This window comes from Acinetobacter piscicola, assembly GCF_015218165.1.
Taxonomy (GTDB): Bacteria; Pseudomonadota; Gammaproteobacteria; order Pseudomonadales; family Moraxellaceae; genus Acinetobacter; species Acinetobacter piscicola_A.
Genome location: NZ_CP048659.1, coordinates 1,885,860 through 1,899,055, shown reverse-complemented (window position 1 = coordinate 1,899,055; position 13,196 = coordinate 1,885,860). Strand labels below are relative to the sequence as shown.

Sequence of the window (13,196 nt, the reverse complement as noted above, 5' to 3'; positions counted from 1 at the left end):
CGAAATTGGTGATGTGTCATATACTTTTGTTGATTTCTAAGCTGCCTACATGGCAGTGAACTCAGGAAATTCATTTGCTAGTTCATTCGGAAATTTCTAAGCTGCCTACATGGCAGTGAACGGCTCAAAAAAGAGCAAAAGCGGTTTTTCAGAGTTTCTAAGCTGCCTACATGGCAGTGAACAGTAATAATATAGTAAAAATTAAAGATATAACAGTGAGTTAAAACTTAAAATATCAAAATACCCAAGTTTTAAACCATGTTTATAACCTATTGATTTTATAAATATGTTAAAGAGTCAAAAAATATTGGGTAAAATCATCTCTTACCCAATAACTTAATTTAACATCTACTTCTATTTAAGGCTATATATCTATCATTTAGTATAATGAATTAAAACTTTAGTAACTTATGATTCACTCAACTTCGTTGCACTCACTCCATCTAGCAATGCTAATTTGTAACGAGACTCTGCAGGTCGACTAGTTTTCCCATACCAACGAAATTCTTGAAAATCTGAATCACTATATAAGGCATAAGAAACAGCATTGCCTTGGTTTCCACCTAAGCAGACTAATTTTTTAGTTTTTTGATCACGACCAACTACGAAACACACATGACCACCACCCTTGCGGGTTTTAATTGCAACACACCCATATGCAGGCTTTGCGAGTTTAGATCCGTAGTTCACATAATCTAAGGCGCGGTACCAATGCTTTGGATATTTCACACCTGCCACTTTCAAACAGTGCGCCACAAAGGTCCCACACCATGGCGTTTCATCATCAGTGAACCAACCGCCAAGTCCTTTGATCCAAGACAGGATTGTTTGGTTATGTTTTTTACCTACAATCTCACGTAAACCAATATGTTTTTTCGCTTCAACCATCCATGCTAAATCATTTGAATTTTGCGGTGTGGCCAAAAGACTATTGATACCATTTAGCTGCGGTGCATGTAACTCTGGTTGATAGATCTTCTTGCCGATCAAGCCGAGTAGTGGAATTACAATTCCAATAATGATGCCTTCATGTTCTTTTGGAATGAGTTGGAAATCTAATGCCCATTGCAAAAGTGGAATTAATACAAGCATAAAAAAAGCTCCCAACATCGGGAGCTTGACTGACAAATATTGCCATGGGTTTTCATTGATTAATTTCATTTATTATCCTCTCGATGGCTTTGCATAATCGCCATATCTTGTTTAAGTTGATTAATTGAATTGATGGTCCATGTGCCACCAGACAATGCAACAGTCAGCACCACACCAAGCCCCCACTTCAACATCGCAATCGCACCCTGTGCTTTATGGTTTTGCTGCTCAAGCAGTTCCACTTTTACTCGTTGCTGATCAAGTGCCTGGTGATACCCTTTATTAATTGCATTAGTTTCCACCAACTGCTCTGATACTCTCTGCAGTCGATCTGATACTTCATTTAACTTTTTCCAAAGTGATGCGCTTGGCTCATTCACGTATGCCCCCTAATTTTTGGCAATAAAAAACCACCCGAAGGTGGTGTGTTTCAATTTTTTACTTAGGTTCAAGCTCATCTACATTGATTAAGTAATGCTTTTTTGAGTGAGCCATCCCCATCAATAATATCTGAGATTTTGCATCTATTTCCCTGACAATCAACTTTATAAGTCACTTTCTTCTCTTTATAGAATTCACCATAAGGAGCTAGTGTTACTTTTACAAGGTTTTGTCCTACTTTTTGAAAAGAGGGTTTTTGACGATATTCTGGATCTTGGCTTTGCCACATTTGATCCTGCCAAGCTTGACCACAATCTTGCCATCTACCTTCTCTTAAATTGTTTTGAGCCTGCTCTAAACTCTTATCATAATACAAAGCTAATAACTCATCTCCTTTTTCCAATTTTTTACCTTGCTGATAAATTTCTTTCAATAACTGAATCTGAGGATCTGTATTTGCAAAAACACTTCCACTCAACATGAATGATGATAATAAGTAAATAATTTTATTTTTCAAAATACACCCCATATTTAAAAATCATATTGAAAATAAAAACATGATTATAAATAATATTTTAAAAAATCAAACATCTATTTGAACAACTTCACCATTTGGTGCAAGTCGTTTAATCTCTTGATTTGATACAAAAACCCGATCATTTAGTTTGTACACTGTGCTACTTGTGCACATCACAAGGCCCGAATCATCTGCAACTAAAACCTTATAATTCGGATGATTCACACTTGTAATTGTGCCAACGAATTCAGGTGCTTTCGGCATCAAATCAATTAAACGCTGTAAAACATTACTCATTGAGAACACGCTCCACTGTTAGATTTTGATTGACTATAGCGTGCGTAAATGACACTGAAACACTTTCTACAATACCCCACCACTCAGCATTGAAAGCAATCACATCACCCGGTTCACATTCACCTACATCTTTTTGAATTGGGATTTCCAAACTATGGGTTTCGATCATTCCTGCTTTAGCGAGTAACGCTTTACCATAGCTGCCCATAGATACTGCTGTAAACAATGGATTACTGACTGTTTCTTGCAGTACATCACCTGCAGTGCCTGTACGCTTCACTTGCCCTGTAAAACCTGTGCGGTCATTTGTCAGGGTGACACCGTTATAGTCAGGATAAGGCTCATAATCAGTGGATTGGCTTGTCACTAAGCTTTCGGGAAGTAGTCGATCATAGTCATCAAATTGCATTGCATCCCAAAATGTCTTTTTGTATTTGGGTCGAATGCTTAATGTGTTAGAACCCTTTTCACTATAAACAAAGCCCCCACCTGCTTCAGCAATTTGTTTAATAATTGTGATTGGTGTTTGATTGGCATAGCTCAGGCTGTTTGTTGGCACGATCCAACCAAGCTCATCAATTAGTTGCCAATTTAATTGTGTATCACTATTCACTCGATCCAATTCAGCCTGTACTAACTGTACTGAAGTGCGTTCATTTTCTTGTAAAAATGAACGTGTGGGCGAGTAAGGTGCATCAAGTAGTGCGGTTTGACTACGCCCTGTCAGTGTCCAAACGTCTTCAGCAAAACGTCTTGAGCGGCTGCGATTCTCAAGCAACATGTGATGAATATTGTCATTCACTTGAATTTTCAGAATGACAGGTTGTGCATTGATTGGCTCAAGTTTAGCAATCTCGGATGCAGGTACAGTTAAGTTGTAAGACCAGCACCACTGGCTGCGGCTTGTATTGTAGCTGCCATCAATGACCTTTATTTGCTCACCATTGTCTAGACGGCTAACTTCTACTTTATTCACGATATACCACCAATTTCGAGGCGCAAGTCTCGGTATGCAGTCCTCATCACCAAAATTCAAAACAACATTGTGCGAATCCACTTCATGTAGTAAGCAGATAAAATTAAGATCGGTTGACCCACTATATTGAGGGATTTCAGGTTGTGGCCAAGGTAGAACTGGATGCTTGCGATAATAAATTGAATGCGCTTGCTGCCAAGGAATATCGGATTTGGTGATGAGCTCTAAGCCTTTATCCCAGCTAAAACCAATCCTTTTTTCAAAAATATGAGCAACTTCATGCGAGAAAGTAAACTGCTTACGTTTTCTTACCAACTCATCCCAATGATTGTCGCGTTGAACTCTCAATTTTTTACTTTCATCAAACAATACATTGCGAGCAATAACGCATTTTTCAGCATGATCCCAAGACACACTTTTTGCAGTATTTAAACCTGTACTTTCTTCAAAAACAGCTTGAATGTCACGCTGTAAAACCCGTGTTCGCTCATACTGATTTGAAATATAGCGACTTAAACTTTGCGCTTGCTCAAAATAAAAAGCGCTATTTTGTGCTCTAAAAATTGGCTTTGACCAAGATGCCCTTACAGCACTTAGATTTGTAAAAGCGCTTTGAAATCCTAAATCACTATTTAGTGTCACACCCACGATATGGTTAATATCAAAAGTACCCACAGCATCAAAAGCAAATGAAGTGTCAATATGGATATTTGCTGAACCATGTACATCAATTGGTGGCTCAACTATTCCAATCGCTCTAAATCTAAATGATGTATCAATGCTGATGTTTGCGTAATTAAACCCATCTTCAGCACCGAAATTTAAAACCAAATTGTGAGAATCAATTGGTTTTAATTCTTGGGTAAAATTTAGAGTGACATTTAAAGCATCGGGTGGTGTGTAGTCAGACATTTACCACCTCATTTTTAAAGCTGTGGGCTTAAATAAATCACATCAAGTTTTGTACTTGATCCTATGACAATGTCATGATTATCTAAAACAATATCCATTCCAACACCTACATCAATATCAACAACAGCAATTCCTTCACCATTAAATAATCTTGCCCATTGTGCAGTACCAGATTTTGTTGCAATACCCGCATTGGTTGGATGTAACTCAATATTGCTTTCATTTACTGCTTTAGTACATGGTTTTTGAAGATCAAGTACTAAAAGTTTTGCTGAGCTGTTTGCATTAACACTCACTGATGCAGGTTTAGCATCATCGTAAAAAACAAGGGTAGCATTTGCGCTACCCTGATCTAAGAAATTTGCTGTTGCTTGAAGCATAACTAAGCTGGTTTTTAGCGATGGCTTGCTCATTTCGGCACCACATTATCTTGAATGACTGCGTTGTATTGTTTTGCTGAATCAAAAGCAACAAGAAAACAATCAAGTGAATTATTTAACCCGTGGATTTGGTAATCTCCATTTGAATCAGGCTTTCTAACTGCAAGTGGTTGTAAGTTTGCTTTGTTGTATAAAACCACCAAACAATTTTTATACTTTTCACCTAGTTTTTTGGTTGAGCCCTTAATGCTTGCAACCGTATTTTTTGCTCCAAAACCAACATTTTGCAATAAATTTCCACTTGGCATGGCTTTTCGAGAAATCGGCTTCATTCAAGTTCTCCAAGATAATAAACTAAAGATCCTACAGTGCTAGAACCTGATACCCAAGCAGAATCATAGATATACATTGATGCATCATCTATATAAGAAACTGTTGCATTTGTAGAGCCAAAATTCTTCCCATTATAAGATATGTGTTTTAGATTTCCTCGCAAAATTTTTGAGCTATCATAAAATGGGATTTGCAATACAGCAGAACTCCCACCACCATATAAGTCACTATTGCCCGAAGTAAAGTCGGGTAAAATAGGAAATGCGGAAGAGTGGGCTTGCTTTGGTTGCGCTTTATTAAGAAAAGGTGTTATGAAGCGTGCGTAACTCTCTCCATGAACAAGAGGACTCCCAAACACTTCAGTAGACAAGTAGTTTGTGCTGGCATTAGCAAGAGAGATTCTTGACATTAAGAACCAACTTGGATCAATGCTATTTTTAATACTACCATCATACAGTCCTGCACCATAAACCCGTTTATTCCATGCAGCAGTTCCAACAGGCATTTGTAAGTAGAATGCATTACTGTCACCAGTCAATGTAAAATTTCTATCTCCATTTGTAATTCCACTAGAATCAGGCCAACTTTGGTAAAGATTTCCTGATCTAGCCCAAATCCATCGACTCCAACCTCTTACAACATTTGCACCCGTACCTGTGATTTTCCAATTCTTTGCAGGATCGGCTGGATCGAAAGGAAGCTGTAAGACTTCAGGGTTCTCATAATCATCAATATGAGTCATATTTTCAAGCAAACCCACCATTGCGTATTTCGCATAACTTGAATTGTAAACACCACTTGTGCCATCTGGACTTGTGAGTGATTCATCTACACGAATAAATGGATGCTCAGCACGCGGATTTTTAGCACGATACACACGCTTTACATCATTCTGATCACGAAAAACAATCTCATAGCCAAGTGATGCAAGTTTTCCTGTACCTTTGGTGGTAACGCTCTTCTCGGCAATCGCTGTGCTTGGCTTTAAAATCAATTCAGTTGCGCTTGGTGTGCCTTTGATTCGATATTTTTGATTTAAAGAATTTGGTGTAAAACCTGATAATTCTACAATTTGAAATAATAGTGCATTGTGCGCAGAGTACAGCGTGATATGTACATCACCCTGAGCATCAATTGAAGCTGCTGTGATTTCTGTAAATGCAATCCCTGTAACCAGTGTCTTATCTAATAAACGTATCAAGTCCCCCCAATTATTACCCAATACCAAACCATTTAAGTGGCTGAAATACTGAACATCTACATCTGTCGCCATATTCTTTTACTCATAAAAAAGACCGCACTAAGCGGTCATAAAATTAACTTAATCTTTAAACAACGCGATCAATATCACCACGTAACATGATCTGAAATTGATCTGAAATTTGAGTGGGTTCTGATTGCTTCACAGTACGAATACACCAGATCGGAAACGTTGCAGCAATCGTATTGAAGCGTAAAACATTACCACTTGCCCAACCTGCACCCCAGCCTTCCTTTTTAACGCTGAAATATGGTGCGCCTGTCACCGGGTTGATGGGTTCACAATCTGTATTCACAGTGCCTGTGCCAATTTGTCCCGATGTTTCACCAATAATTCTAAAATTCGTATTGTCGGTGAACACCAGTGCCCAACGCTCCTGTGCTGCACCGTTATTTGTGACAGCAATCGGATATAAAGCATCATTATACTGTGCTGAAATTGCACCACCTGATGCTTCATCTTTCCAGTCATTATTCCATGTCTGTTGTACAAACTTGCGTGTATAACGTGCTTGCATATCACCAATGACTAACGCAGATCCAACAATCGAGTCGGCAGCACTGTAGTTGTGTGTTACAGGCTTAGTAAATGTCACTTGCCCATTGATCTGCACATCTTTAATCAAACCCATATCTTGATAACGATATTTTGCAGACAACGGTGGAACCAAAGCATTTAAAGCAAAGTCACCGCTTAGTGTGAACTTACCGTAATCATAATCTACAACATACATGTCATAAGGCACTTTGGTGCCAGCACTATCTTGTAACTCGCAATACGCAATCCGCTGGTCATCCAATGCATAGGTTTTACCCGCAACATGATCGGCCATTTGATACATTTTTGTCGCACTAATAATACCAATACCGCCTGCGCGGAAAATCGGAACACGCCCATCAAGCGGTAAGCGTGTTGCACTCAGTCCAAGGATCTCAGAATCAAGCGGAATATAACTGTACGCCACAGCATTGTAACGCACAGATTCAGGTGCAACCCACACTGGATAATTGATATATTGTTTACCATTTTCAGCGTATTCAAGCTCTACGCTATACCAATTTTTTGCTTCAATTTCTGCGCGATTTTCAGCTGTGATTTCCGTCTTTTTATAGAAATATAGATCGACAAAACCTGTATCGTAATTAATCCCACCATGCGCCTCAGCAGTTTCAATCACACCATTGTCATCAGCTCGTAAAGTGAGTTGACCAAATTCCAAAGTGCCCACGACCACAGTTAAAGAGCTTGGGCGAATCGGAATAGCCGGTGTTCTAAAACTCACTTGGTTAATCGGTGGGATATCTGTTGTTGTCGCTAGACTCTGTAAGACAAGATTATTATCAATGTTTGGTGTCCAGCTACTTAGCTCGACTTTGCCTGTACCGTACTGAACTGTACCCGACAATGTTCCGCTGTTGTTCGATGGATCTACATCACGATACAACGTGCCAACACGATCAATAAACGTATTATTACCTAGTTTGAAGCGCACTGATCCTGTAATAATTTGCTCATCAAAACCATTCGTTAAATCAAACTGTAGTTTCTCAGCAGTGATTTGCTTCACATCAGCATTGGTTCCTGAGCTATCACGATATTTAATCTTAATATCAGGGCTACCACTATATGCAATGTGGCGCGAATTAACTTTTTCAATTTCAGTTGTTTGCGGTAGAAAAAAAGACATTAGGCAGTCCTCACTCCAGACGACATATATCGCACACCCTTAAAGTGCATTTTCTCTGTCGTTTTGTCTAAAAATGGGGTAACACTCACCAACCCCGAAGCATAAGTAATAGTGCCTTGCACATTACCAAATAGATCGACCATGTTGCCTGTAGTGGCATTGATTGGCTGATCGACCAAGGTGACTTCTGCGAGTGTAGAACCGCGCACAGGCACCACAATTTCCACACTATTTGGCTGAATTGCTGCACCACTACCAATGTTAAGCACTAATTTTCCATCCGCATCAGGACTACTGACTTTGCTTTGTTCAAGCGCAGTGCCGTAGTTGTAATTCACCGTAAATACCGTACCTTTTTGCGGTAGCTTATTCGGGACCAGTCGCCCTGTACCTTTGGCGTAGTTTATTGTGCCTGTGGCATCACCAGTGAATTTTCCCTGTGCATTTGATGTTGCTGTTTTGCTTTGCCCCTCAAGCATCCAAGTGACCGTCACACTATTTGCAGCAATACCCTGTTGTGCCAAATCAAATTCAAATGCTGCAGGTTGCACTGCGAGATTTGATCGAATAAAGGTGGTGATGGGTGTGCCCCAAAGTAGCAAAATTGGTGTATCCACATCGGGTAAAGCGCCTGTAGTGAGTAGCCAAGAGCCTGTTTCATAGCTAATGGTACCTGAGCCAAAAGACGAACTCGCACCTTTTAACATCCCTGAACCGTCGTCTTTCAACACATAGAACTTACCTTGTGCCATGTATGAAATGGTGAGAGATCCAGGTGCAGGAATCGGAGTGATGACTCCCGTCCAATTGGTACTTTGATTGTTCTGCGTCACGGGTAAAGCATAAGAGTGATATGGCTGTACAGGTGCGGAAGCAGGCTTAAATGTGATATTTAAAGTTGTATTGCCTGTACCTGCGGATTGTGTCCATCGAATCAAGCCACGTTGATAATCAATCGCACCCACCTGAACGCCATTACTATTTTTTAAAATACCGCCCTGGTCTGTGATTGACTGATTAAATAAGATAAAAGCAACAGTACCTGGCATCACGCTTGATGCTAAATACAGATTTTGATTTTCGCCAATCGTGGTTGGATAACTCGCTGAGATGGTCCCATTATTCCCTGCAATTAATGTCATATTTTCAGAGTTGGCATTCACATCAATAATCGGAGTTTCAGACTGAGCAGCAGGAATAAGTTGAGTAAACATACTTTTTGCATTGACTGTATATGTACCTACATTCACATCATCTGCAACACCTGTGCTTGAATAATAATTTCCTGTGTCTGCGACAAGCGTTTCACGTAAAATCGAAGTAGATTTTTCACCGTTGTACCACTGACGAACAGACACTCCGACAAAATCCATAAGTAGAGGATCATTCAAAGTATAGGTAGCAACTTTATATTCGACCTCCTTATTATCAATGATCATTTTGCCAATGCGCGTTTCAACTTTTGTGATACGCACGTATTGCTCAAACTCTAAAGCACCACCTTCATTTGAAATAATCACGAAAGAATTCCCCGCACTGAGTTCCGTTTCACTTGGAAACATCACAGTTTGCAGAATCTTCATACCTTTCCAGTGTGTATCGAGAGGCAAGCCGACTGCTTGACCACCTTTTGCCAGATAGCTTTCAACACGGTTTTGCGCACTTTGACGCTCGTCTGTCCAATCTTTAGTACTGAACAGTGTTGCCGAAACGTTTGGATCTTCAGGTAGTTCAGAAATAAATACCGTAGCACCCATTAAAACATCGGTGTCATTTGTCGTCACAGCAGGAAATATCTTCCGCATCGACACATCACCCATGGTGCGGTCGAGTTCTGAGATGTCGTTAAATAAATTATTACTTTGGCCATCAATAAGCTGTTGACCTGAGTACTTGCCGCCACCATCAGTGGTATCACTCAACCGTTCAGACTTATAAATGACAAGGTTATTGGTTTCAATTGGCATGTTATAACTCCAAGAATTTCAGTGTTGCTGAGTAATAGTCATCTTCAGAAACAGTTGGAATATCCTTGACTGTTTTAGGGTTTGAAATTGCACCTTCTTGGTGATTAAACATCACATTAAAGCGACGATTGTCGTGTGGGTAATCAAACTCAAGTGTGAATTGTTCGTCTTGCAGTGCTGACCAATCTTGTAGTTTTGACAACTCGCGACGCTTGATCCACCCCATGCCTTCATTGGCTGGCACTAAAGTAATAGGTCGCCCTGCCTTCTTTTTGCCTTCTTGAATAATCAAAGAGCCATCAATTGCAAACTGCTGTTTCTGCTCAATCGGCTTGTAATCAAATTCATCAGACCAAAAAAAACCGTTCTCAATTTGAACGGCTTCACTGGTTGCTACACGTATTAGTTTCATTTAACTACTCTTTTTAATTGCTTCGAGTTCTGAGAGCATTGACTCAAGATCTTTTCCTGTTGATGGATTTCCGTAAACAGCAGCTGACTTGTTGCCTGCTGCAATTTCATATTTCACTGTTTTACTTGGCTCGCTCAAATTTGCAACATTGGAGTTTGGTACATAGTTTTGGTACTTCTCCAGGGCTTCTTTGACAAAATAAGTGTTAGAAATCCCACCACCACCGCCTGCAAATGCACCAATTGGATCATACCCATTTTTAGCAAGCCATGTTGTAGATGCACTCTTGTATCCATCCATTGGATTTTTAGAACTATTGTAAATGCCTTGGGCAATTTGCTTCGCTTTCTTTGAGTCATACCCCATTGCTTCGAGTTCTGCTGCAATTTCTTGAGCATTATACGCCATACGGGTTTTTGAACCTTTAACACCTCTATTGGCTGTGCTTTTTGCATCAAGTGCTTTTGCCCACGCTTCGGTTGTTGATAATGCCTCTTCACGTGCTGTGGCACCAAGGTCACGAAAACCTTGTTGCGCACCATGAGCTGCATCACGGACACGGTGCATGGAGTGTTCCATTTGAGTTCCAGCATCCACTGTAACTTTCCCCGCCTCGTTTACTGAAGAAGATAATCCAACAGATGCAAGCTTTGCTTCATACCAAGCGATTTTTGCAGCATCACCTGAAGCATAAATTTTATCCGCCATGTTAATGAGTGCTTCTCTTACTTGTTCTGTTGATGCAGTGCCTGACTGCTGCATTACATTAAAAGCATTCATTTGTGCGGATGCCATTTTGCTTGCTTCAGCACTCGAAGTCACACCAAGCAATTTGTAGGCTTTTTCGATTTCAGAGATATTTTCAGGTATCTTTCCATTTACTTGGTCAAGATACTCCATTCCCATTTGAACTTGTTTTGCTGAAAATACGCCTTGTTTTTCAAACTCAACTAACTTGGCTTTTGCAGCATCGATTTCAGATTGATTCTTGGCTGCTGAAGCCCATTTTTCCCAGCCCTGATACAAAGCTTCTGTTGCTTGAACTCCTTTACCGCCTAGTTGCTCTATACCAGTTGCGTAGTTATCTAAATGAACTCTATTTGCTGCAAACTTTTCTGAAACCCTATTTAAAGCAACGTCAAGATCAAGCCCTAACGCTTCTGCTCCTTTCCTTGCTTTCGTCAAGGTATCAGTTTGAGTGTTAATAGCATCAGTTCCAGTTGTCATTGCTGACACAATGCCTTTCCCTGCACTATCAAATTCAACCTTCAAGCCCTGTGCTGCCATTGCGGTTTGCAAGGTTTTTTGTGTTGCAGCATCAGCAGCTTTTTGCGTACCATCAGCAGCCGTTAACTGTGCATTTACCCAGTCTTGAGCTGCTTTGATTTTCGCATCCTGAATCTTTTTACTTTCACCCTGATAGGCTTTTTCTTTGGCATCTAGGTCAGCCAACCCTTTCATTGCTAAATCTATAGATGCTTGATTTCCAGTCTTTCGTGCTTCAAATAATTGCTGTTCTAAAGCAAGCCTCTGATCACTAATAGCCTTATAGTCAGCAGCATGTTTTGATTCTTGTGCCTTTAATTCATCTAATTTTTTTTGATTATTAGCAATTGATTCTTGATTTTTCTGCTCCTCAGTTTTTCCAATATCCTCATAGGTTTTTACTACAGCCCATTTATGGTTTTCTGCGAGTTTGACCGCTTCGCTACCGTTCTTTTCGGCTTGAGCAAACATTCGGTCTGATGCATTTAAGGCTTGTTGCGCTAAAGTATCGAAACCCAAGAAACCTAAGACTTGCGAACTAAGTGCATACAAACCACCCGAAAGAAATTGAATGCCTGATAAAAGCAACTTTAAGCCAATATTAAAACCTGTAGCTACGTCTGAGATTGTCGCAAATGCCATTCGCAACATGTTTAAAGCAACCTCTAACCCATTAACCTCATCTTTGCCACTTAGTAAGGCTGCAAAAAGTGGGGAGACTGCATCTAGAGCAGTTGTAAATGCACTCCAAATGGTTTCACCTAGAGTGGCCACATTTGAGATTAGAGATTTTACAGTTTCGTAAGCATCACTAAGCGTTGATTTAAGTGTGTTTATTGTGGAGGAATCGATGCTTTGTAATTTATCCCCGATCCAAACAAAACCCTCCCCAATATCATCAATAAATATTTTTAGGTTTTGAATATTGTCTGCGAGCATCGTTAGCCATTGCGCTACTTGCGATGATGTTCCACTCGCTTGATCCATCTGCCCAATCAAAATTTCCCAACTTGTTGAGATACGTTGCAAGGCATTACCAATGGTTGTTGGGAATTGATCATAAGTTTTTTGGACTGACTCAGCTTGACTACTAATCGCTGTAACTACACGTTCAGATGAAAGCTCCCCTGCTTCTGCCATCTTGCGCAGTTCGCCTGTAGTTACACCCAAGCCTTTTGCTAGTGCTTCAGCTAAACCGTAACCACCTTCCATGATTGAGTTAAATTCTTCACCGCGCAGCACACCGCCTTGCATCGCTTGGATAAACTGAGTTACGGCTGCATCAGCTGCTTCGGCAGAGCCACCGCCGATCTGAATCGCTTGTGTGACTGTTTTAGTCAGGTCTAATGCTTGTTGTTGAGACATCCCCATGTCTTTTGTGACAGTGTTTAAGCGTGTAAATAAGTCAGCAGTCGTAGTTAGATTTGAGTTTGTGCTGAGCGCAATTTGATGTACACCTGAAATCGCTTGCTCAAAATTGCCGCTTTCTTTTGTTGCGATATTGATGCGCGTTGAAAGATTGGTGTATGAATCGGCTGCTTGCGCTAAACCTTGTACACTTAGACCAACACCCACCGCAGCCATAGCAGCAACCAGAGCATTTACAGCAAATTTGGCATTATTCATGCCTTCCTGTAGCCCCTTAGTGACTGCATTTAAGGTTAAGTTGAAATCCATTGATCCTGCAGCCATTTTGTATCCTCAACTTTTCTATA

12 protein-coding genes and 1 CRISPR repeat array (1 of these 13 only partly in view) are annotated in these 13,196 nt (G+C 40.3%); all 12 genes read right to left on the bottom strand.

Annotation, left to right across the window (positions count from 1 at the left end):
- Positions 1-182: a CRISPR direct-repeat array (repeat unit 28 nt; unit sequence TTTCTAAGCTGCCTACATGGCAGTGAAC) (it extends 1,890 nt beyond the left edge of the window).
- A gap of 226 nt (positions 183-408) precedes the next feature.
- The 12 genes from G0028_RS09310 to G0028_RS09255 all read right to left on the bottom strand — a co-directional run bounded on the left by G0028_RS09310 (position 409) and on the right by G0028_RS09255 (position 13,173).
- Entirely contained in the window at positions 409-1,161 is a 753-nt protein-coding gene (locus G0028_RS09310) for a TIGR02594 family protein (protein ID WP_180045155.1), read from the bottom strand.
- Entirely contained in the window at positions 1,158-1,472 is a 315-nt protein-coding gene (locus G0028_RS09305) for a hypothetical protein (RefSeq protein WP_180045154.1), read from the bottom strand. The genes G0028_RS09310 and G0028_RS09305 overlap by 4 nt, the downstream gene beginning before the upstream one ends.
- Positions 1,473-1,546: 74 nt before the next feature.
- Entirely contained in the window at positions 1,547-1,990 is a 444-nt protein-coding gene (locus G0028_RS09300; RefSeq protein ID WP_180046642.1) for a hypothetical protein, read from the bottom strand.
- Between the two features lie 66 nt (positions 1,991-2,056).
- Positions 2,057-2,287: a hypothetical protein gene (locus G0028_RS09295; RefSeq protein ID WP_180045152.1), complete on the bottom strand. Its 231-nt coding sequence runs from the start codon at positions 2,285-2,287 to the stop codon at positions 2,057-2,059.
- The gene (locus G0028_RS09290) at positions 2,280-4,175 is read right to left on the bottom strand and encodes a hypothetical protein (RefSeq protein WP_194088764.1); all 1,896 of its coding nucleotides are present in this window, start codon (positions 4,173-4,175) and stop codon (positions 2,280-2,282) included. Before G0028_RS09290 ends, G0028_RS09295 begins: the two co-directional genes overlap by 8 nt.
- A gap of 14 nt (positions 4,176-4,189) precedes the next feature.
- On the bottom strand, positions 4,190-4,588 hold the full coding sequence (locus G0028_RS09285; RefSeq protein WP_180045150.1) for a hypothetical protein: 399 nt from the start codon (positions 4,586-4,588) through the stop codon (positions 4,190-4,192).
- Positions 4,585-4,887, bottom strand: coding sequence for a hypothetical protein (locus tag G0028_RS09280; RefSeq protein WP_180045149.1), 303 nt, complete (start codon positions 4,885-4,887; stop codon positions 4,585-4,587). The genes G0028_RS09285 and G0028_RS09280 overlap by 4 nt, the downstream gene beginning before the upstream one ends.
- Positions 4,884-6,161, bottom strand: coding sequence for a hypothetical protein (locus G0028_RS09275; protein ID WP_180045148.1), 1,278 nt, complete (start codon positions 6,159-6,161; stop codon positions 4,884-4,886). The genes G0028_RS09280 and G0028_RS09275 overlap by 4 nt, the downstream gene beginning before the upstream one ends.
- Positions 6,162-6,216: 55 nt before the next feature.
- Positions 6,217-7,836: a hypothetical protein gene (locus G0028_RS09270; protein WP_180045147.1), complete on the bottom strand. Its 1,620-nt coding sequence runs from the start codon at positions 7,834-7,836 to the stop codon at positions 6,217-6,219.
- Positions 7,836-9,803 (bottom strand): hypothetical protein, encoded by a 1,968-nt coding sequence (locus G0028_RS09265; protein WP_180045146.1) that lies wholly within the window; start codon positions 9,801-9,803, stop codon positions 7,836-7,838. Before G0028_RS09265 ends, G0028_RS09270 begins: the two co-directional genes overlap by 1 nt.
- A 1-nt stretch (position 9,804) precedes the next feature.
- Positions 9,805-10,215, bottom strand: a complete 411-nt coding sequence (locus G0028_RS09260; RefSeq protein ID WP_180045145.1) for a hypothetical protein — start codon at positions 10,213-10,215, stop codon at positions 9,805-9,807.
- A complete protein-coding gene (locus G0028_RS09255; RefSeq protein ID WP_194088763.1) occupies positions 10,216-13,173 on the bottom strand; it encodes a tape measure protein in 2,958 nt (985 codons plus the stop codon).
- Between the last annotated feature and the right edge of the window lie 23 nt (positions 13,174-13,196).

Excerpts from the sequence above, each read along its gene's own strand:
- G0028_RS09285 (WP_180045150.1), bottom strand. The coding sequence starts at position 4,588 with ATGAGCAAGCCATCGCTAAAAACCAGCTTAGTTATGCTTCAAGCAACA.
- G0028_RS09270 (WP_180045147.1), bottom strand. The coding sequence starts at position 7,836 with ATGTCTTTTTTTCTACCGCAAACAACTGAAATTGAAAAAGTTAATTCG.
- G0028_RS09290 (WP_194088764.1), bottom strand. The coding sequence starts at position 4,175 with ATGTCTGACTACACACCACCCGATGCTTTAAATGTCACTCTAAATTTT.
- G0028_RS09275 (WP_180045148.1), bottom strand. The coding sequence starts at position 6,161 with ATGGCGACAGATGTAGATGTTCAGTATTTCAGCCACTTAAATGGTTTG.
- G0028_RS09310 (WP_180045155.1), bottom strand. The coding sequence starts at position 1,161 with ATGAAATTAATCAATGAAAACCCATGGCAATATTTGTCAGTCAAGCTC.
- G0028_RS09280 (WP_180045149.1), bottom strand. The coding sequence starts at position 4,887 with ATGAAGCCGATTTCTCGAAAAGCCATGCCAAGTGGAAATTTATTGCAA.
- G0028_RS09265 (WP_180045146.1), bottom strand. The coding sequence starts at position 9,803 with ATGCCAATTGAAACCAATAACCTTGTCATTTATAAGTCTGAACGGTTG.
- G0028_RS09255 (WP_194088763.1), bottom strand. The coding sequence starts at position 13,173 with ATGGCTGCAGGATCAATGGATTTCAACTTAACCTTAAATGCAGTCACT.
- G0028_RS09295 (WP_180045152.1), bottom strand. The coding sequence starts at position 2,287 with ATGAGTAATGTTTTACAGCGTTTAATTGATTTGATGCCGAAAGCACCT.
- G0028_RS09260 (WP_180045145.1), bottom strand. The coding sequence starts at position 10,215 with ATGAAACTAATACGTGTAGCAACCAGTGAAGCCGTTCAAATTGAGAAC.